The following is a 20,199-nucleotide window of genomic DNA, read 5'->3' as shown; positions in this document are numbered from 1 at the left end:
GGGTGCGGGCGGCCAAGAGGTGAACGATGTGGCGGCCCGCCCCGCACCGTCCCGACTTGGACTAACGCACCGGGGTTGTTGGACGGAGTCGGCCCCCGGGGCCGAAGTCCGTTGACGGTGTCCGGACACGGCGACTACTCAGGGGCCATGTCGCCAAGATTCCCTCGCCCCGGCCTGGTCGCCGCGGCCTCAGCAGCCGTCCTGGCGCTCAACGGGGCCGCCCTCCCCGCCGCAGCCGCCGATCCGTCCCCCGCCCCGGCCGGGGCGGCGGAGTCCGCCGGATCCGCCGTTATCACCTCCGACCGGCTCGCCGTGGCCGTCGCCGACGACTTCCCACGCGTCCTGTCGTACACCGACCGGGCGAGCGGCGAGCACCTGCTCGGCTCCACCCGACCGGTCACCGATGTCACCCTCAACGGGGCCGCCCACCCGGTGAAGCTCAAGGGCAAGCCGAAGGTCACCCGCTCGGCCGCCCGCTACACCCTCGCCTTCGAGGGCCTCCCGGGCGTCGAGATCGACGCCTCGCTCACCGTCTCGGGGCGCGCCACCACGTTCGAGGTGACCGCCGTCCGCGACACCGCCGCGTTCCGGGTCGGGACCATCGACATCCCCGGGCACGACCTGATATCGGTCGGCTCCGCCGAGACCGGGGCCGCCACCGCCTTCACGAGGCTCGACCCGGACTCCACCCGCACCGCCGACGTCTTCGGCAAGGTCACCGGCGAGACGAAGCCCGACTCCGCGCCCGTCGGGGCCAGTTACGCGATCCTCAACAACGGCTCGCTCGCCGCGGCGATCGAGTCCAACTCCTCGTACGACAAGCCCGCCGGGGCCACCGGCGGCGACGACGCCCGCTTCTGGCACCAGGCGCGCACCGAGGACGGCGGCGGTGTCCGGGTCGGCGTCTGGTCCGGTCAGTGGACCTACCGGGGCGAGGGCGCGCCGAAGCCCGAGAGCGGCGAGAACCTGCCGTGGGCCAAGGTCGTCGTCACCCCCGACGCCAACGGCGACAAGGCCGTCGACTGGCAGGACGGGGCCGTCGCCTTCCGCGCCATCGGCGTCACCGCGCCGGGCAGCGAGGACACCGCGAAGCGGGTCGTCACCCACATCCCGTTCAACTTCGCCAGCCAGGCCACCCACCCGTTCCTGCGCACCCTGGACGACGTCAAGCGGATCTCGAAGGCCACCGACGGCCTCGGCCAGCTCGCCGTCCTCAAGGGGTACGGATCCGAGGGCCACGACTCCGCCCACCCGGACTACGGCGGCAACTACAACAAGCGGGCCGGCGGGCTGAAGGACCTCAACACCCTGCTCGAGGACGGCGAGAAGTGGGGCGCCGACTTCGGCGTCCACGTGAACGCCACCGAGTCCTACCCGGAGGCGAACGCCTTCTCCGAGCAGCTCGTCGACAAGAGCAAGCCCGGCTGGAACTGGCTCAACCAGAGCTACTACATCGACCAGCGCCGCGACATCAACAGCGGCGACCTGGCCAAGCGCTTCCAGCAACTGCGCGACGAGACCGACGAGAACCTCGACTTCCTCTACATCGACGTCTACTACAGCCACGGCTGGATCGCCGACAGGACGATCCAGGCCGTGCAGAAGCAGGGCTGGACCGTCGGCACCGAGTGGGCCGACAAGTTCGAGCGCGCCTCGCTCTGGTCGCACTGGGCCAACGACCTCAACTACGGCGGGGCCACCAACAAGGGCCTGAACTCGCAGATCATCCGGTTCATCCGCAACGGCGAGAAGGACATCTGGAACAACCACCCGGTCCTCGGCCAGAGTGCCCTGGAGGACTTCGAGGGCTGGACCGGCGAGACCGACTGGAACGCCTTCACCGCCAACATCTGGCAGAAGAACCTGCCCGCGAAGTACCTCCAGCAGCAGCGGATCACCCGCTGGGACGGCAACGACATCACCTTCACCGCAGGGGTGCGCGGCACGGTCGAGGACGGCAGGCGGACCTTCTACGACCAGGGCCGCAAGGTGCTCAGCGGCACCGACTACCTGCTGCCCTGGGACGGCGGCAAGAAGCTGTACCACTACAGCGAGACCGGCGGCTCCAGCAGTTGGGAGGTGCCCGGCAAGGGCCCGTACACCGTCTACGAGCTGTCCGACAACGGCCGGAAGAAGGTCGCCACCGTCCGCCCGGCGAACGGGAGGATCACCCTCACCGCCGCCGCCGGACAGGCCTACGTCCTCTACCCCGACCGTGCGCCGAAGGAGAGGGAGGCCGCCTGGGGGAAGGGGACCGGGCTGAAGGATCCCGGCTTCAACGACCGTGACCTGAAGGGCTGGACGAAGACCGGCACCGCCGTACGCGACACCGACGACCAGGGCCGCAACAGCGCCGAACTCTCCGGCCCGGGGGCGGCCGCGCTCTCCCAGACCGTCACCGGGCTGGGGCCCGGCAAGCGCTACACCGCCTCCGCCCTGATCGAGGTCGAGCCCGGCGAGAGCCGCCGCACCACCCTCGGCGCCGGTGGGAAGTCCGTCGCCGTCCAGCGCTCCACGGCGACGGACTACGTCGCCGCGTCCGACTGGCACGGCACGTCCTTCCAACGCGCCAAGGTCAACTTCACCGCCCCCGCGAACGGCCGCACCACGCTGCGCATCGAGGCGGCTGCGGGCTCGACGGCGAAGGTCCGCGCCGACGACGTACGGATCGTCGAGAACGCCCCCGCGACCCGCTCCGGCACGGTGGCGTACGAGGACTTCGAGGCCGTCGACCAGGGCTGGGGCCCCTTCCTCAAGGGGAACGCCGGCGGCTCCACCGACCCCCGCACCAGCATTTCGCAGCTCCACGCCCCGTACACCCAGTCCGGCTGGAACGGGAAGCGAGTCGACGACGTGCTCGGCGGGAAGGAGTCCCTGAAGTCCCACGAGGAGAACACCGGACTCGTCTACCGCACCGCGCCCTGGACCGTCCCGATGAAGGACGGCCACCGGTACGAGGTCGCCTTCGACTACCAGTCCAGCCACGCCGGGGCCTACAGCTGGGTGGAGGGCTACGACCGGGTCGCCGGCGGCAAGGCCGCGTCGACCGAGACCCGCGCCACCCCGATCGGGCAGCAGCGCACCACCGGGCAGTTCAGCCGGACGCTCACCGCGGGCTGCGGCGACACCTGGACCGGGCTGCGCAAGCTGCCCGGAGCGCCCGAGGGCGCCGACTTCGTGCTCGACGGCTTCACCGTCACCGACCTCGGACCGGCCCCCGCCGGTCAGGAGGCCGTCTGCGGCACGCTCGGCGTGGCCGCCGACGCCGAGACCCTGGAGCCGGGAGCCCCCAACACGGTCAGGGCGACCTTCGGCAACGACGAGGCGAGCGCCGCCACGGACGTGAAGCTCGCGCTGACCGTGCCCGAGGGCTGGAAGGCCGAACCCGTGGGCACGGTCGCCTTCGACTCGGTCGCCCCGGGCGCGAAGGCCACCGGCAGCTGGCGGGTCACCCCGCCGGTCGACGCCCCCTACGACACGTACGCGCTGGACGCGAAGGCCACGTACACCGTCGGGGGAGCGGCCAGGGCGCTCGGCGCGGGAACCTCCGTCCGCACGCTCCCGCCGCCGCCCACCGCGGACAGCTGGGCCGGTGATCTCGACTGGACCGCCTCGGACAACGGCTGGGGCCCCATCGAGCGCGACCGGTCCAACGGGGAGGCCGGGGCCGGTGACGGCGGCCCCCTGAAGATCGGCGGCGTCGCCTACGCCAAGGGCCTGGGCACGCACGCCCCGGCGAGGATCCGCTACTACCTGGGCGGGAAGTGCGCCTCCTTCACCGCCGAGGTGGGCGTGGACGACGCCCAGGCCACCCGGGGCAGTGTGCGGTTCTCGGTGACCGCCGACGGCACGGAGAAGGTGGCGTCACCCGTGCTGGGGGCCGCCGACCCCGCCTGGAGGCTCACCGCCGACGTCACCGGCGCGAAGTACGTCGAGCTGCTCGTCCAGGACGGCGGCGACGGCAACGGAAACGACCACGCGGATTGGGGCGATGCCCGCTTCCACTGCGGAGGCTGATCCGACGGACCGATGCGGGCAGGGGCGGCTCCGGGCGACCGGGGCCGCCCCTGCGGCGTGCGGCGCGGGCCCTGCGGCATACTTCGGGGAGGCCGGGGCCATCGGGTGGGCTTCACGTTCCGTCCCCCCCGCCTGTGGTCCAGCGCACATCCTGGTCTTTGTGGAGTTCATACAGTGTGACGCGGCGTTTCGCTGGTGGATCGCCTGCACGGTGCCGCGGTTCTGTTCACTCCCACCACGAAACCGGGCAGGAGACTGTACGGAGTCGACGGCACGATTTCTGGGTCGGTGTTCGTAGGGTCGGTACATGACCGTTGTGGACGAAACCCAGGGTGAGCCGAGCGACGCCCGAGGCCGGGTGGCCGAACTGCTGGCCCTGCGCGAGCAGGCGCGGCGCGGACCGAGTGAGCGGGCGACCGAGGCGCAGCACGCCAAGGGGAAGCTGACCGCGCGGGAGCGGATCGAGCTGCTGCTGGACCCGGGTTCGTTCAAGGAGGTCGAGCAGCTGCGCCGACACCGGGCGACCGGCTTCGGCCTGGAGGCGAAGAAGCCGTACACCGACGGTGTCATCACGGGCTGGGGCACGGTCGAGGGCCGCACGGTCTTCGTGTACGCGCACGACTTCCGGATCTTCGGCGGGGCGCTGGGCGAGGCGCACGCCACGAAGATCCACAAGATCATGGACATGGCCATCTCGGCGGGGGCCCCGCTGGTGTCCCTGAACGACGGCGCCGGCGCCCGGATCCAGGAGGGCGTCTCCGCGCTCGCCGGCTACGGCGGCATCTTCCAGCGCAACACCCGGGCGTCCGGTGTCATCCCGCAGATCAGCGTGATGCTCGGCCCGTGCGCGGGCGGCGCGGCCTACAGCCCCGCCCTCACGGACTTCGTGTTCATGGTCCGTGAGACCTCGCAGATGTTCATCACCGGACCGGACGTCGTGAAGGCGGTCACGGGCGAGGAGATCACCCAGAACGGCCTCGGCGGCGCGGACGTGCACGCCGAGACCTCCGGCGTCGCGCACTTCGCGTACGACGACGAGGAGACCTGCATCGCCGAGGTCCGCTACCTCATCGGGATGCTGCCCTCCAACAACCGCGAGAACCCGCCCACGGCTCCGAGCGACGACCCCGCCGACCGGCGCGGCGACGTCCTGCTGGACCTCGTCCCGGCCGACGGCAACCGCCCGTACGACATGCACAAGGTGATCGAGGAGCTCGTCGACGACGGCGACTACCTGGAGATCCACGAGCGCTGGGCCCGCAACATCATCTGCGCGATGGCCCGCCTGGACGGCCAGGTCGTCGGCATCGTCGCCAACCAGCCGCAGGCGCTGGCGGGCGTGCTGGACATCGAGGCCTCCGAGAAGGCCGCACGCTTCGTCCAGATGTGCGACGCCTTCAACATCCCGATCATCACTCTTCTGGACGTCCCCGGCTTCCTGCCGGGCGTGGACCAGGAGCACGGTGGAATCATCCGCCACGGAGCGAAGCTGCTCTACGCCTACTGCAACGCCACCGTGCCGCGGATCTCGCTGATCCTGCGGAAGGCCTACGGAGGCGCGTACATCGTCATGGACTCCCAGTCCATCGGGGCCGACCTCACCTACGCCTGGCCCACCAACGAGATCGCGGTGATGGGCGCCGAGGGCGCGGCCAACGTCATCTTCCGCCGGCAGATCGCCGACGCCGAGGACCCCGAAGCCATGCGCGCCCGCATGGTCAAGGAGTACAAGGCCGAGCTGATGCACCCCTACTACGCGGCCGAGCGCGGCCTCGTCGACGACGTCATCGACCCCGCCGAGACCCGCGAGGTGCTCATCGCCTCGCTCGCCATGCTCCGCAACAAGCACGCCGACCTGCCGTCCCGCAAGCACGGCAACCCCCCGCAGTAGTCATCCTCCGCGGCGGCGCGATCAGCCGCACGGTCCACGACACCCTGCCGAGAAGACGGAGACACCCCACCATGAGCCTGACGTCCGCCGAGTCCGTCCTGCGCGTCGAGAAGGGTCACGCCGACCCCGAGGAGCTGGCGGCCATCACCGCCGTCCTGATGGCCCGCGCCGCTTCCCAGCCGTCCGCCCCCGCCCACCGAGGCCGTGACACCGCCGGCTGGCGCCGCCTGGAGCGCACGCCCGGCTTCCGCGCCCCGCACAGCTGGCAGGGCTGACCCCCTCGGGACCGTACGAAGAAGGGCCCCGCACTCCTCGGAGTGCGGGGCCCTTCTTCGTACGACCGGTGTCTAGCGCAGCCGCGCCATCAGGGCGTGCTCGACGAGCGTGATGAGCGCGCTCTTGGCGTCCGCGCGGTGCCGGGCGTCCGTCGTCAGGATCGGGGTGTCCGGCCCGATCTGGAGTGCCTCGCGTACTTCGTCGGGGGTGTAGGGCTGGTGTCCGTCGAAGCCGTTGAGGGCGATGACGAAGGGGAGCCCGCTGTTCTCGAAGTAGTCGACGGCGGGGAAGCAGTCGGCGAGGCGGCGGGTGTCGACGAGGACGACGGCGCCGATGGCGCCGCGGACCAGGTCGTCCCACATGAACCAGAAGCGGTCCTGACCGGGCGTACCGAAGAGGTACAGGATCAGGTCCTGGTCGAGCGTGATGCGGCCGAAGTCCATGGCCACCGTCGTGGTGGTCTTGTCCCCGGTGTGGGTGAGATCGTCGATGCCCGCGGACGCGGACGTCATCACGGCTTCGGTGCGCAGCGGGTTGATCTCCGAAACGGCACCGACAAACGTGGTCTTACCCACGCCGAAGCCCCCTGCCACCACGATCTTCGCCGAGGTAGTGGAGCGGGCCGCTCCGCCGCTAGAGCTTGCGAAGTCCACTGAGCACCCTTTCGAGCAGTGTCACATCTGGCTGGCCGCCGGCGGCCTCGTCGCCGCCGGGCTGATGGATAGCGACGAGTCCGGCCTCGGCCAGGTCGGCGACGAGGATCCGGGCAACGCCGAGGGGGATCGAGAGAAGGGCCGAGATCTCGGCGACCGACTTGATCTCGATGCAGAGCCGGCAGATCCGCTGGTGCTCGGGCAACTGCCCTTGCAGCCTGGACAGATCGGCCGTGGTGCTGACCAGCGCCTCGATGGCGAGCTGGTAACGCGGTCGGGTCCGGCCACCGGTCATGGCGTAGGGACGGACCAGCGGATTGTGCGCGGCGGGCATGGCGGGCTCGGAAGCGCGCCGCTGCTGCACCGGTTGAATACGCGGCTGCCGGGGCGAGTCGTACCGCTGGGGCTGCTGCGGTTGCTGCGGCCACCCGGCCCCCGGCTGCTGCGGGGGCCACTCGGACCCCTGCGCGCCGTGAGCGTGAGCACCCTGCTGCTGTCGGTGCCGCGGCTCCTGGTAGGGCTGGTACTGGCCTGGGCTCTGCCCGCCAGGTGCGGCAGGGAAGCCGAAACGGGTGTCACCGTGCTCACCCGGAACCCTCTGGTCACCGTTGTATGGGTGCCCACCTGTGGGTGCTGCCACGTCTCCTCCTCCGACTGCCGGTCACCGATCCCAGTGGGGCCGCGCCACCGCACTTTATGGCGCGGTGGCGAGAAACGCACTGTCTGTCTACTAGTTAAGAAGACTTCCCTGAAGTTCGGCGCGGAGGTCCGGAGTCAGGACACTGCCCGCGCGGTCCACCAGAAGGGCCATTTCGTACCCAACCAGACCGATATCGGCATCAGGGTGGGCCAGAACGGCGAGTGAGGATCCGTCGGAGATGGACATGATGAAGAGGAATCCACGCTCCATCTCCACAACGGTCTGATTCACGGCGCCGCCCTCGAAGATCCGCGAGGCGCCCGCGGTCAGCGACGTCAGACCGGAGGCGACGGCCGCCAGCTGGTCGGCGCGGTCGCGTGGGAAACCCTCGGACATCGCCAGCAGGAGTCCGTCGGCGGAGACCACCACCGTGTGCGACACCCCGGGGGTGTTGTCCACGAAATTGGTGATCAACCAGTTGAGATTCTGCGCCGCCTGGCTCATCGGGCTCACACTAACGCTCCTGGTTGTAGGTGGTACTGGTGTCCGAACCCTCGCTGCGTCCCCGCTGGACCCCCCGGCGCAGGTTGCTCAACCTGCCGCGGACGTCCTCGGGCGCGCGGGAGACCTGTGGGCCGCCCTGCTGGGTCTGCTCCGCCGTGCCCTCGACCAAGTTGGCCTTGGGCACCCGCCGGGGGAGACCGGAGGGGGTGATTCCGCCCGCCTTCGGCTCACGGAGCTTCTCGGCCCGTTCCCAGCGCTCGTCGTTGGTCGAGCGCCAGTCGTCGGGGCCGTCCCCGTCCGTCTGCGGGTCCTGCCGCTGTTCCTGCTGCGGCGGGGGCCCCGGAGTCGGATCGGGCTGGTCGTTGCCGCGGCCGCCGGGACCGGGCTGCCAGTGCTGCTGACCGCCGCGGCGCGGCAGACCGGCTTCGGTCAGCTCGTGGCCGACGTTCGGGGTGGGCCCCGGACGGTCGAAGCCTACGCGCTCCGAAGGCTCCGCGGGCGTGCTCGGAACAGATTCCGATTCGGCGGGCGCAATCGGCTCATAAGCGCGTTGGAAACCACTCTGAACAGGCCAATCATCCTGGTGGGACTGGTCCGGCGAAGCCGCGTACGGGTCGGCGTACTGACCCTGCTGGGCATTCTGATCGGCATATGCCGATTCCGGATAACCGTCTCCCCGGTGTTGCTGCGCCTGCTGATCCAGCTGCTGCGCGTAACCGTTCTCCGCGCCGTACTGCTGCTGCTCGTACGTTCCCTGGTACGGCTGCTGCTGTGGCTGCTGCCCGTACTGGTCCTGGCCGTAGCCCGGGTCGGCGTAACCCTGGTTCTGCTGCCCGCCGTACGGGTCGCCCGCGTACGACTCCGGTGCGTAGCCCTGCTGTTCCTGGGTGTTGTTCCCGATCGGGCCGCCCGGGCCCGTCTGGGACTCCAGGGCCGCCCTGCGCTCCTCGCGCACCAGCGAACGCCCGACCGGGTCCAGCTGCGCCGGGTCCACCGGGGCCTCGTAGCGCGTGTCGTCGAAGCCGAGCTCCGCCGCCGTGCGCATCGGGGCCTGCTGCGGCGCCGGCTCGAAGGCCTGCTGCTGCTCGGAGATGATCGAGGAGACGGTGAAGTCGCCCGAACCGGAGCCCGGTTCGCCACCGCCACCGTGGGTGATGGCGTCCGGCAGCATGACCAGCGAGGTGGTCCCGGCCTGCTCGCCCGAGGGGCGCAGCTGGACCCGGATCCCGTGCCGGTCGGCCAGCCGGCCGACCACGAACAGGCCCATGCGCTGCGACACCGCGGCGTCCACGGTCGGCGGGTTGGCCAGCTTGTGGTTGATGTCGGCGAAGTCCTCGGCGGTGAGGCCGATGCCCTTGTCGTGGATCTCGACCATGACGCGGCCGTCGGGCAGCCGGGTCGCGGTGACCTTGACCTTCGTCTGCGGCGAGGAGAACGTGGTGGCGTTCTCCAGCAGCTCGGCCAGCAGGTGCACGAGGTCGGTGACGGCCTGGCCGTGGATCTCGCTCTCCGGCACACCGGTCAGCTGGATGCGCTCGTAGGACTCCACCTCGGAGGAGGCGGCCCGCAGGACGTCCACCAGCGGGACCGGCTGGTTCCAGCGGCGGCCGGGCTCCTCGCCCGCGAGGACGAGGAGGTTCTCGCCGTTGCGGCGCATGCGGGTGGCCAGGTGGTCCAGCTTGAAGAGGCTCTCCAGCTGGTCCGGGTCGGCCTCGTTGTTCTCCAGGTCGGTGATGAGGGTCAGCTGGCCCTCGATGAGCGACTGGTTGCGGCGCGAGAGGTTCGTGAAGATCGCGTTGACGTTGCCCCGCAGCATGGCCTGCTCGGCGGCGAGCCGGACCGCCTCGCGGTGCACCTGGTCGAAGGCGCGGGCGACCTCGCCGATCTCGTCCTGCGTGGTGATCGGGATCGGCTGCACCCGGGTGTCGACCCGGCCCGGGTCGGTGCGCGAGAGCTGGTCGACGAGGGAGGGCAGCCGCTGCTCGGCGATGGAGAAGGCGGCGGTACGCAGCCGGCGCATGGAGCGGCTCATCTGGCGGGCCATGAGCCCGGCCAGCACGAAGGCGGCCAGCAGCGCGATGACGACGACGAGGCCGTTGACGATGGCGTCGGTCTTGGCGTCGGAGGAGATGCTCGCGGCCTCGTTCACCGCCTTGGTGACCAGCTCGTCCTCGACGGTGGCGTACCCCTCGAACTTCGCGGTCGCCGCCGCCATCCAGGTCTCGGGCGTGACGCCCTTGGCCGCCAGCGCCTCGGGGTCCTGGCCCTTGCCGATCTCCCGGGCCATGCCGTCGAAGACCGAGCCGTCGATGCTCGGCGGGGCCACGAAGGGCGTGCCCGCGGCCTCGGCCCGCTCTTTCGCCGCCTTGAGCTGCTTGGCGCCCTCGGCGGCCTTGCCGGCCATGACCTGCTTGAGGCGGTCGACGTCGGCCTGGGTGCCGCCGGAGTTGAACTCGCCCAGCGCGATCTGTTCCAGGTAGTTGTACGAACCGAAGGCCTTGACCTGCTCGTCGTACGTGCCCGGCTTCTTGCTCGGGCGCACCAGGAGGTGCGTGCCGATCGAGCGCTGAAGCGATTCTGCAGCCTTGGACAGCTCGATCGCGTAGACGGTACGGCCGTAGCTGGTGATGTTGCCGGTGCCGAGGCCGAGCTCGTTGGAGAACTCCATCAGCGAGTGCTGGACCTGGGTGTAGCCCTCTTCGGTCTTCACCGGGTCCAGGGCTCCCGCGTAGGCGGCCTTGCGCAGCTCGGGGAGTTTGGGTTCCTCGGCCTTGAAGAGCTTCAGACGGCGCTCCAGGCCCGGCTTCGCCGGCATACCCTCCACCGCGGCGTCGAACTTCCGCGCCGCGTCGTCCGTGGTGGCCCGGGTCTGCTCGACCACATCGGCGTCACGGTCGCCCGAGAGCAGCGGCTCGGCGGTGAGGTCCCGCTCGTTCAGCAGCGCCTGCCCGTAGTCGGACGCGGCGCGCACGACGACCGCGATCTTCTCGGCCTCCTGGGCCTGGCTCCAGGTGTCGATGGAGCCCTTCACCTGGAACCCGCCCATGACGAGGCCGACCAGCACCGGGATCAGGAGGATCGCGTTCAGCCGGGTGGCCACCCGCCAGTTGCGCGGGGACATCCGGCTGGTGCTGCCACTACCGGTCGGCTCCGTGCCGGGCAGATCCGCAGGGGACGCCACAACGCGCGACGGCGGGGTGAAGTTGCCCCGCTCGGGCTGCGCCGCGGAGCCCTCGTTGCTTCGCCTCACTCGACCAACAACCTCTCGGCGTCGGCACCTACGCTGTGCCGGATTATTCGTTCAGGGCCGTACTACTGGGGAGTTCGTCGAATTGCAGCACGGGGACGTGCCCCGTTCCAAACAGTCGGAATCGGCGGTTCCGAGTGGCCCAGACCTCAGATAAAACGGGCATAAAGAGCGAGCCCCGTCAAAAGGCGGGGCTCATGTGAGCGCAGTGGCACCGAATGGATGCGTCGGGTGGCGGCGTGGAGTCAATTCTCTCTCGAAACGTTATGAACGCGGGGGCGGATCGTGTCAAACGACACAGGCCGCCCCCGCGTGACTACTGCAACTTCCGTATGGCGATATCGACTTCGCCCTGGTGGAGGAACTACTTCAGGCGAGCCATCAGCGCGTGCTCGACGAGCGTGATCAGGCCGCTCTTGGCGTCCGCCCGGTGCCGGGCGTCCGTCGTGATGATGGGTGCGTCCGGCCCGATCTGGAGTGCCTCGCGTACTTCGTCGGGGGTGTAGGGCTGGTGTCCGTCGAAGCCGTTGAGGGCGATGACGAAGGGGAGCCCGCTGTTCTCGAAGTAGTCGACGGCGGGGAAGCAGTCGGCGAGGCGGCGGGTGTCGACGAGGACGACGGCGCCGATGGCGCCGCGGACCAGGTCGTCCCACATGAACCAGAAGCGGTCCTGACCGGGCGTACCGAAGAGGTACAGGATCAGGTCCTGGTCGAGCGTGATGCGGCCGAAGTCCATCGCGACGGTGGTCGTCGTCTTGTCCCCGGTGTGGGTCAGATCGTCGATGCCCGCGGACGCGGACGTCATGACGGCCTCGGTGCGCAGCGGGTTGATCTCCGACACGGCCCCGACGAACGTGGTCTTGCCCACGCCGAAGCCGCCCGCCACCACGATCTTCGCCGAGGTGGTGGCACGGCCCGTACCGCCGCTAGAGCTTGCGAAGTCCACTGAGCACCCTTTCGAGCAGTGTCACATCCGGCGCGCCGCCGGCCTCTCCGTTGCCCGGCTGGTGGATGGCCACCATGCCGGCTTCCGCCAGGTCCGCCACCAGGATTCGGGCGACGCCGAGCGGCATCGACAGCAGCGCCGACACCTCCGCCACCGACTTGACCTCACGGCAGAGGTGGCAGATCCGCTGGTGCTCGGGGAGCAGGGTCCCCAGATGCGCGGGGTCTGCCGTCGTGCTGACCAGTGCCTCTATCGCGAGCTGGTAGCGCGGCCGGGTCCGGCCGCCGGTCATGGCATAAGGACGAACCAGCGGCTGGTCGCCTTCCCCGTCGTACGACGCGTGGTGCAGTGCGCCGTACGGATCGGGTGAGGCGGGTGGCGGGGTCATGAATCCTCCGGGCGTGACAGCAGGTTCTCGGCTTGCCGTCTGCAAGGGGCCGGTGAGGGGACTAAGGCGGCCTGTTGGGTGAGGGTTGTGGGCATTACCTGGGGGGATCGTGTCGTGAATCCGCTGGACTGCCGCCTAGTGGAGCAGACTGCCTTGGAGCTCGGCGCGGAGGTCGGGCGTGAGGACAGTGCCCGCACGGTCGACCAGGAGGGCCATTTCGTACCCGACCAGACCGATGTCGGCGTCCGGGTGGGCCAGAACGGCCAGTGACGAACCGTCGGAGATGGACATGAGGAAGAGGAATCCCCGCTCCATCTCCACGACCGTCTGACTGACGGCGCCGCCCTCGAAGATCCGGGACGCACCCGCGGTCAGCGAGGTGAGGCCGGACGCGACGGCGGCGAGCTGGTCGGCGCGGTCGCGCGGGAATCCTTCGGACATCGCCAGCAGCAGGCCATCCGCGGAGACCACCACCGTGTGCGACACCCCTGGGGTGTTGTCCACGAAGTTGGTGATCAGCCAGTTCAGATTCTGCGCGGCCTGACTCATGGGGCTCAACTAACGCTCCTGCTGGTGAGTGGGGCCGAGATGGATACTGCCGGTCTGCGGGCCGTTGTTGGCCTGCCGACCCTGCTGGATGCCCCGGCGGAGATTGGTCAGACGACCACGCACGTCATCGGGCGCGCGCGAAACCTGTGGTCCGGACTGGTGATTCTGCTGCTGTGCGGTCCCCGGAACCAAATTGGCGCGGGGAACGCGGCGGGGCAGCCCGGAAGTGGTGACCCCGCCGGCGGCGGGCTTCTTGACCCGTTCGGCCTGGCGTACGAGTTCGTCGTTGGGCGAGGCCCGCCACGAGCTGGTGACCGAGGGGTCGGCCGCACCACGCTGAGGCATGGGCGGGACCGGCACACCGGAGGACTCCGGAGCGGCCGGCGCCTGCGGTTCGGCGGGCGGCTGCTGGCCGCCCTGGCCCGGACCGTGGAACCAGTTCGTCTCCAGGGTGTCGTACAGAGGCGTACGGCCGTCCCCGGGACCGGCCGGCGGCAGGGCTTCCGGCTGCTGGGGCTGCTGCGGCAGTGCCGGACGGTACGGAGCCTCGCCCGCCGGGGAGGCGGACGGGCGCGGCGCACCGAAGTCGGAACCCTCCGGGCCGCGCTGACGCGGCGCGGGCAGCTGCTCGCCCTGGTCCGGCCGACCCTGCCCCTGCTGGGGCTGGTACGGGACACCGAAGTCGGGCCGCGCGAACTGCGCGGTGCTCGCCGGGTCCTGGCCCTGCGGAACACCCTGCGGGTACGCCCCGCCCTGCGGAGCCCCCGGCGCGGGGAAGTCCGGCCGGGCGAACTCGGAGGTCGCGCCGGGGCCCTGGAGGTCGTCCGACGGCCGGCTCGGCGGGGTGTTGAACGACGGGTCCCGGCCGAACTCCGCCGGACGGGCGAACTGCCCGGTCGCGTCGTGCTCCTCGTGACCGCGCGGCGTGTCCGCGCCCCAGCTGGTGGTCGCCGGGCGCTGCGGCTGCGGGTTGCCCCCGGGCAGCTCGGCACGCGGTCCACCGGGCGGCGGCAGCTGACGGCCGGGGCCGCCGGGCTGCTGGAAACCACCCTGGGCGGGGCCGCCCTGCTCCTGCCGGCCCTGGGGCTGCTGCGCCCCGGGGCCCTGGTTCTGCTGCTGGTTCGACTGGTTCTGCCAGCCGGACGGGTTCTGCTGGTTCGGCGGTGCGAACTGACCCGGGCGCCCGTTCTGCCCGGGGGAGGGCGGAGCGCTGTGCCCGAACAGGTTGGTCGCGTCACCGCGGCCCGGGGACTCGCCCTGCGGACCGCCCTGGGCGCCGCGGGCGCCGAGTCGTGCGCTGTTGCCGAAGGCGCCGGAGAGGCCGCCGCCGCCCTGACGCTGGGGCGCCGGGCCCTGACCCGGGAACTCCTGGCCGGGGCCGCCGTCGTTCGGCTGCCCACCGCCCTGCGGACGGCCCGCTCCGCTGTCCCGGGCCGGCAGCGCCGCGCGGGGACCGGCGCCCGCGCCGACCTGGCCGCGCTGACCGCCCGGTCCGCCGCCGAGGCTCTTGGCGCCCGGACCGCCCGGACCGCCCGGACCGCCCGGACCGCCGCCCAGGCCCGCGCGCTGGCCGGTGCCCGCGCCGTTCCCGTTGCCCGCGAGCAGACCGCCCGGGGCGCCGGACTGCTGCCCGGGACCCTGCTTGGACGGGGGCTGCTTGCCGCCGTGCGCGACGTCGACGGGCAGCATGACCAGTGCGGTCGTACCGCCGGAGTCGGAGGGGCGCAGCTGGATCCGGATGCCGTGACGCAGCGACAGCCGGCCGACCACGAACAGGCCCATGCGGCGGGAGACGGAGACGTCCACGGTGGGCGGCTGCGCGAGCCGCTCGTTGATCGCGGCGAGGTCCTCGGGGGAGAGGCCGATCCCGGTGTCGTGGATCTCGACGAGCACGCGCCCGTCGGGCAGTGCGTGACCGGTGACCTTGACCTTCGTCTGCGGCGAGGAGAACGACGTCGCGTTCTCCAGCAGCTCGGCGAGCAGGTGCACGAGGTCGTTGACGACCCGGCCCGCGACCTCGGTGGCGGGCACCGCGGTCAGCTCGATGCGCTCGTACTGCTCCACCTCGGAGGCGGCGGCGCGGAGCACGTCGACCAGCGGGACCGGCCGGGTCCACCGGCGTCCCGGCTCCTCACCCGCGAGGACGAGGAGGTTCTCGCCGTTACGGCGCATACGGGTCGCGAGGTGGTCCAGCTTGAAGAGCGAGGACAGCTGGTCCGGGTCGGCCTCGCGGGACTCCAGCTCGGAGATGAGCGAGAGCTGGCGCTGGATGAGGCCCTGGGAACGGCGCGAGAGGTTGGTGAACATCGCGTTGACGTTGCCCCGGAGGAGGGCCTGCTCGGCGGCGAGACGGACGGCCTCGCGGTGCACGTCGTCGAAGGCCGCGGCCACCTGGCCGATCTCGTCCCGGGAGTGCACGCCGACCGACTCGACCGAGGTGTCGACGTCCTGCGGGTCGGTCTCGGAGAGCTGCTTGACGAGCTCGGGCAGCCGGTCCTGGGCGACCCGGGTGGCGGTGTCCTGCAGACGCCGCAGCGAACGGATCATGGAGCGGGCCACCACGAAGGCGCCGACGAGCGAGACGCCGAGCACGATGAAGATGACCGCACCGTTGATGATCGCGTCGCGCTGGGAGGCCTGGCGCAGCTCGCGGGCCTTGGCCTCCATGTCGCTGAGGAGGGTGGCCTCGATCGTCTCCATGGCCTTGATCTTGATGGTGCTCTGGTCGTACCAGTCCAGGTACGACCGGACCTGGTTGCCCTCGATGTCGTTCGTGGTGGTGAGGATGCGCTTGGCGTACATGTTCCCGGCGTTGATCTCCGGGTTCCCGTTGTCCAGGGACGTCATGAGCTCTTCGGCGCTCTCGCCGGTCGTCCCGTAGATCGTCTTGAACGAGCGCAGGGCCCGGTCTTCCTTGTGGAGCGCGTTCTCGCCGAACTGACGGTCGTTCGGGTTGAGGTGCGGCTCCTTGACCGAACCGCCCGGCAGCGCCGCGGCGATGACCGCGCGCTGGACCGAGGCGTACTCCTTGGCGGAGGAGAACGCCGCCAGGGCCCGGGTCCGCTTGATCATGTCCGGGTTGCTGGTCGCCTGCGCCATGTCCTGCGAGAGGCTCAGCAGCGAGGTGATCAGCTGGTTGTACTGGTCGATGGTGTTGAGGCTCGGCGCGCCCTCTTCGTACGCCGTCTTGCGGATCGCACGGATGTTGCCGAGCTGGGAGGCGATCTGCGAGATGCTCGCGTGGATGCTGTCGAGCGCTTCGTCGCTCTCGGAGCCACCGATCGAGTCGGTCTCGTCGAGGAAGGCGTCCTTGGCCCGGTCGGTCTTGTCCCGGGGCCCGGTGACCTTGTAGTCGGTGGGCTTGGACTTGTTCGACAGCGGACCGGCCGACTGGTCGCGTTCCACCTGCAGCGCCTGGGCGAGGGAGGTCGCCTGCTTGGTCATCCTCGTCAGCAGCTGCATGTGCTCCAGCTGCTGCATGTCGGTCATGGACTCGTTGATCCTCAGGCCGCCCAGGCTGGTCGCGACGACCACGGGGAGGGCGAGGAGGGAGACCAGGCGCGTGCTGATGCTCCAGTTACGGAGCGCTACGCGCGAACCCGTGTCGACCGGTCCGCGTGGTTGTGCGGGCGTGTTCGGCTCCGCGCCGCCGCTCGTCGTGGAGCCCGAGCTCTGCGCACGGTCGCTGTTGTCGCCGGCACCGGCCGGCCCGGGGTTCTGGGCGTGCTGGGGCGAGGAACCGCGGTCGGTCCCGCCGCGCGGCTCCTGTTCCGCCGGAGCGCTGCCATCCCTCTTGAAACGTCCCTGCACTAGCGTCGCAACCTCTGGACCAGGCGTCCCGCCCGCGTGTGCGGACAGAGACGGTGTCGGCGTCGTGGGGCGCTGGACGCGCCCCATGGTGGTCGTATGAGTGACCGGCGTACTTCCCCCTCCCGCCGCCACTCGGCGCTGCGTTGCGCCCCTGCGCGCCGGGCCTGAAACCCGCGGCGGTGCGTGGAATTCCAGCACAGTGCAGGATCTCCAACAAGGCCCATGTACCGGGCTGTGACCTGGGTGACACGTTGTGATGGACGGGTAACCAGCAGTGGAGCGCGATCGTGATGAAAACGGTCCATTGCGGAGGAAGCGCCTAGGGGTGGGGGGTGTCCCAGACGCGACGATCAGGAGCGGAATGGTGGATTCAGTGATGCAATGTCCGTTTTCTGGATCACGATCAACTGTCCGTAATGAGTCAATTGTCGAATAGTTCGTGAGCAAACTCACACGATGATCGTTGCCTCATCCCGGCTCCGGCGGGGAATCGGATGTTTAGCCTGACGCTTTACAGGGATGGCGAATCCGACAAGCCGGCGCCGCGACGAGCGGCGCCCTCACCGACAGGGTCCTGACGGCAGATGAAGACGACGACGATGTTCCGCAACATTGCCAACCCCCGGCGCACCACGCTGGCGCACCTCAAGGACGCCGAAGCGCTGCGGACGCCCCCCCAGCCGGAGCACGCCGCCGACCTGCCGACCGTGACGGCCAACCCGCGCCGCACCATCCTCATGGAAGCCCCGGTCGCGGCCGCCCGGTAGGAACCGACCGGCCCGCCCGCGCTACGCGAGGCTGTCCCCTCTCACCGCGTTAGCCTGGAGCATCAGTCTTCAGCCAGCCAGCCAGCAAGTGAGGGGCGACAGCATCCCGTGCGCATCGCCAGGTTCTCCATCGACGGCAATGTCGCCTTCGGCGCCGTCGAGGGACAGGGCACCGTGGAATCCGGTGGCCTCGTCCTCGACATCATCAAGGGCATTCCGTACGCCGACTTCGAGCTCTCGGGCACCAAGGTCCCGCTGAACAAGGTCCGGCTGCTGCCCCCCGTGCTCCCCAACAAGGTCGTGGCCATCGGCCGCAACTACGCGGAGCACGCCGCCGAACTCGGCCACGAGGTCCCCGACGCGCCGATCACCTTCTTCAAGCCCACCACCTCGGTGATCGGCTCCGGCGACGCGATCGAGTACCCCTCCTTCTCCAGCGAGCTGCACCACGAGGCCGAGCTGGCCGTGGTCATCGGCCGCATGTGCCGCGAGGTCCCCCGCGAGCGGGTCAAGGACGTCATCCTCGGCTACACCTGCGCCAACGACGTCACCGCCCGCGATGTGCAGCAGCGCGAGAAGCAGTGGGCCCGCGCCAAGGGCTTCGACACCTCCTGCCCGTTGGGCCCCTGGGTGGAGACCGACGTGGACCCCCACGACCTCACCATCCAGGCGACGGTCAACGGCGAGCAGCGACAGCTCGGCCGCACCAGCGACATGGTCCGCTCCGTCGAGGACCTGATCGTCCACATCACGGAGGCCATGACGCTGCTCCCGGGCGACGTGATCCTCACGGGCACCCCCGCAGGGGTCGGACCCCTGCACGTCGGCGACGAGGTCGCCGTCACCATCGAAGGCATCGGCACTCTCACCAACAAGGTGATCAAGCGTGGCTAACACACCAGTCCGTGTACGTTTCTGTCCCTCCCCGACCGGCAACCCCCACGTGGGCCTGGTCCGCACGGCCCTGTTCAACTGGGCCTTCGCCCGGCACCACCAGGGCACCCTGGTCTTCCGGATCGAGGACACCGACGCGGCGCGCGACTCGGAGGAGTCCTACCAGCAGCTGCTCGACTCGATGCGCTGGCTGGGCCTGGACTGGGACGAGGGCCCCGAGATCGGCGGCCCGCACGCCCCCTACCGCCAGTCGCAGCGGATGGACCTGTACAAGGACGTCGCCGAGAAGCTGCTCGCCGCCGGACACGCCTACCCCTGCTACTGCACCACCGAGGAGCTGGACACCCGCCGCGACGCCGCCCGCGCCGCCGGGAAGCCGTCCGGCTACGACGGCCACTGCCGCGACCTCACGGCTGAGCAGAAGAGCGCGTACGAGGCCGAGGGACGCAGCTCGATCGTGCGCTTCCGGATGCCCGACGAGGCCATCACCTTCACCGACCTGGTCCGCGGCGACATCACCGTCCAGCCGGAGAACGTCCCGGACTACGGCATCGTCCGCGCCAACGGGGCCCCGCTCTACACGCTGGTCAACCCGGTCGACGACGCCCTGATGGAGATCACCCACGTCCTGCGCGGCGAGGACCTGCTCTCCTCCACCCCGCGCCAGATCGCCCTGTACCGGGCGCTCATCGAGCTGGGCATCGCCAAGGACACCCCGGCCTTCGGCCACCTGCCGTACGTCATGGGCGAGGGCAACAAGAAGCTCTCCAAGCGTGACCCGCAGGCCTCGCTCAACCTCTACCGCGAGCGGGGGTTCCTCCCCGAGGGACTGCTGAACTACCTCTCGCTGCTCGGCTGGTCGATCGCCGAGGACCGCGACATCTTCTCGACGGACGAGCTGGTCGCCGCGTTCGACATCAAGGACGTCAACGCCAACCCGGCCCGCTTCGACCTCAAGAAGTGCGAGCACATCAACGCCGAGCACATCCGCAAGCTGGACGTGAAGGCGTTCACCGAGGCCTGCGGCCCCTGGCTCCGGGCGCCCTTCGCTCCCTGGGCCCCGGAGGCCTTCGACGCGGAGAAGTGGACGCGGATCGCCCCGTACGCCCAGACCCGGGTCACGGTGCTGTCCGACATCACGGACAACGTCGACTTCCTCTTCCTCGACGAGCCGGTGGAGGACGAGGCGTCCTGGACCAAGGCGATGAAGGGCGACCCGGTCGCGCTCCTGACCACGGCCCGCGCCAACCTGGAAGCGGCCGACTGGAGCGACCCGGAGTCCCTGAAGAACGCCGTGCTCACCGCGGGCGAGGTCCATGGCCTCAAGCTCGGCAAGGCGCAGGCCCCGGTCCGCGTCGCCGTCACCGGCCGCACCGTCGGCCTGCCGCTCTTCGAGTCCCTGGAGATCCTGGGCCGCGACAAGAGCCTGGCCCGGGTGGACGCCGCGCTGGCGAAGCTGACCGCGTAAGCGACAGCACACCTCCGAGGGGGGGGGGGGGGGGCGCCCCCCCCCCCCCCCCCCCCCCGGGGGGCCCCCCCCCCCCCCCGGGCGGGGCGCGCCCGCCCCCCCCCGCCGCCCCCCCCCCGGGGGGGGGCCCCCCCCACCCCACAGGACAG

The 20,199-nt window shown here is 70.4% G+C and carries 14 protein-coding genes; 6 read left to right on the top strand and 8 right to left on the bottom strand.

The window, feature by feature from the left end; translation table 11 throughout:
• The first annotated feature begins 147 nt into the window (after window positions 1-147).
• The 3 genes from ACIRJT_RS28510 to ACIRJT_RS28500 all read left to right on the top strand — a co-directional run bounded on the left by ACIRJT_RS28510 (window position 148) and on the right by ACIRJT_RS28500 (window position 6,183).
• On the top strand, window positions 148-4,017 hold the full coding sequence (locus tag ACIRJT_RS28510; protein WP_403914437.1) for an endo-alpha-N-acetylgalactosaminidase family protein: 3,870 nt from the start codon (window positions 148-150) through the stop codon (window positions 4,015-4,017).
• A 307-nt stretch (window positions 4,018-4,324) separates the two neighbouring features.
• Window positions 4,325-5,908 (top strand): acyl-CoA carboxylase subunit beta, encoded by a 1,584-nt coding sequence (locus ACIRJT_RS28505; protein ID WP_403914434.1) that lies wholly within the window; start codon window positions 4,325-4,327, stop codon window positions 5,906-5,908.
• 71 nt (window positions 5,909-5,979) lie between these two features.
• Window positions 5,980-6,183: an acyl-CoA carboxylase subunit epsilon gene (locus tag ACIRJT_RS28500; RefSeq protein ID WP_403914431.1), complete on the top strand. Its 204-nt coding sequence runs from the start codon at window positions 5,980-5,982 to the stop codon at window positions 6,181-6,183.
• Between the two features lie 72 nt (window positions 6,184-6,255).
• Here ACIRJT_RS28500 and ACIRJT_RS28495 read toward each other — a convergent pair whose 3' ends face one another.
• The 8 genes from ACIRJT_RS28495 to ACIRJT_RS28460 all read right to left on the bottom strand — a co-directional run bounded on the left by ACIRJT_RS28495 (window position 6,256) and on the right by ACIRJT_RS28460 (window position 16,921).
• Window positions 6,256-6,837, bottom strand: coding sequence for an ATP/GTP-binding protein (locus ACIRJT_RS28495; protein ID WP_014048542.1), 582 nt, complete (start codon window positions 6,835-6,837; stop codon window positions 6,256-6,258).
• Window positions 6,818-7,477: a DUF742 domain-containing protein gene (locus tag ACIRJT_RS28490; protein WP_403914428.1), complete on the bottom strand. Its 660-nt coding sequence runs from the start codon at window positions 7,475-7,477 to the stop codon at window positions 6,818-6,820. The genes ACIRJT_RS28495 and ACIRJT_RS28490 overlap by 20 nt, the downstream gene beginning before the upstream one ends.
• Window positions 7,478-7,567: 90 nt before the next feature.
• Entirely contained in the window at window positions 7,568-7,981 is a 414-nt protein-coding gene (locus tag ACIRJT_RS28485; RefSeq protein WP_006127847.1) for a roadblock/LC7 domain-containing protein, read from the bottom strand.
• A gap of 10 nt (window positions 7,982-7,991) precedes the next feature.
• Window positions 7,992-11,231, bottom strand: coding sequence for a nitrate- and nitrite sensing domain-containing protein (locus tag ACIRJT_RS28480; RefSeq protein ID WP_403914426.1), 3,240 nt, complete (start codon window positions 11,229-11,231; stop codon window positions 7,992-7,994).
• Between the two features lie 361 nt (window positions 11,232-11,592).
• Complete coding sequence (locus ACIRJT_RS28475) at window positions 11,593-12,174, bottom strand: ATP/GTP-binding protein (protein WP_003966011.1); 582 nt, start codon at window positions 12,172-12,174, stop codon at window positions 11,593-11,595.
• Complete coding sequence (locus tag ACIRJT_RS28470) at window positions 12,155-12,562, bottom strand: DUF742 domain-containing protein (RefSeq protein WP_003966010.1); 408 nt, start codon at window positions 12,560-12,562, stop codon at window positions 12,155-12,157. Before ACIRJT_RS28470 ends, ACIRJT_RS28475 begins: the two co-directional genes overlap by 20 nt.
• A gap of 135 nt (window positions 12,563-12,697) precedes the next feature.
• Window positions 12,698-13,111, bottom strand: coding sequence for a roadblock/LC7 domain-containing protein (locus tag ACIRJT_RS28465; protein WP_006127850.1), 414 nt, complete (start codon window positions 13,109-13,111; stop codon window positions 12,698-12,700).
• 9 nt (window positions 13,112-13,120) lie between these two features.
• Window positions 13,121-16,921 carry a nitrate- and nitrite sensing domain-containing protein gene (locus ACIRJT_RS28460; protein WP_403914424.1) on the bottom strand — a complete coding sequence of 1,267 codons (3,801 nt, stop codon included), beginning with the start codon at window positions 16,919-16,921 and terminating at the stop codon, window positions 13,121-13,123.
• A 584-nt stretch (window positions 16,922-17,505) separates the two neighbouring features.
• On the opposite strand from ACIRJT_RS28460, the gene ACIRJT_RS28455 reads away from it, so the two are divergent.
• The 3 genes from ACIRJT_RS28455 (at window position 17,506) to gltX (ending at window position 20,050) form a co-directional block, all read left to right on the top strand.
• Window positions 17,506-17,688: a hypothetical protein gene (locus ACIRJT_RS28455; protein ID WP_403914422.1), complete on the top strand. Its 183-nt coding sequence runs from the start codon at window positions 17,506-17,508 to the stop codon at window positions 17,686-17,688.
• Window positions 17,689-17,796: 108 nt separating this feature from the next.
• On the top strand, window positions 17,797-18,582 hold the full coding sequence (locus ACIRJT_RS28450; protein ID WP_403914419.1) for a fumarylacetoacetate hydrolase family protein: 786 nt from the start codon (window positions 17,797-17,799) through the stop codon (window positions 18,580-18,582).
• Window positions 18,575-20,050, top strand: coding sequence for a glutamate--tRNA ligase (gltX, locus tag ACIRJT_RS28445; RefSeq protein WP_403914416.1), 1,476 nt, complete (start codon window positions 18,575-18,577; stop codon window positions 20,048-20,050). Before ACIRJT_RS28450 ends, gltX begins: the two co-directional genes overlap by 8 nt.
• Window positions 20,051-20,199 lie beyond the last annotated feature (149 nt).

The organism is Streptomyces sp. NPDC102283 (genome assembly GCF_044766265.1).
In the GTDB taxonomy this organism is placed as follows: Bacteria; Actinomycetota; Actinomycetes; order Streptomycetales; family Streptomycetaceae; genus Streptomyces.
Note: the sequence above shows the minus strand (reverse complement) of the source record. Positions and strands in the feature narration are given on the sequence as shown.

Excerpts from the sequence above, each read along its gene's own strand:
- ACIRJT_RS28510 (WP_403914437.1), top strand. The coding sequence starts at position 148 with ATGTCGCCAAGATTCCCTCGCCCCGGCCTGGTCGCCGCGGCCTCAGCA.
- ACIRJT_RS28505 (WP_403914434.1), top strand. The coding sequence starts at position 4,325 with ATGACCGTTGTGGACGAAACCCAGGGTGAGCCGAGCGACGCCCGAGGC.
- ACIRJT_RS28500 (WP_403914431.1), top strand. The coding sequence starts at position 5,980 with ATGAGCCTGACGTCCGCCGAGTCCGTCCTGCGCGTCGAGAAGGGTCAC.
- ACIRJT_RS28485 (WP_006127847.1), bottom strand. The coding sequence starts at position 7,981 with ATGAGCCAGGCGGCGCAGAATCTCAACTGGTTGATCACCAATTTCGTG.
- ACIRJT_RS28470 (WP_003966010.1), bottom strand. The coding sequence starts at position 12,562 with ATGACCCCGCCACCCGCCTCACCCGATCCGTACGGCGCACTGCACCAC.
- ACIRJT_RS28465 (WP_006127850.1), bottom strand. The coding sequence starts at position 13,111 with ATGAGTCAGGCCGCGCAGAATCTGAACTGGCTGATCACCAACTTCGTG.
- ACIRJT_RS28455 (WP_403914422.1), top strand. The coding sequence starts at position 17,506 with ATGAAGACGACGACGATGTTCCGCAACATTGCCAACCCCCGGCGCACC.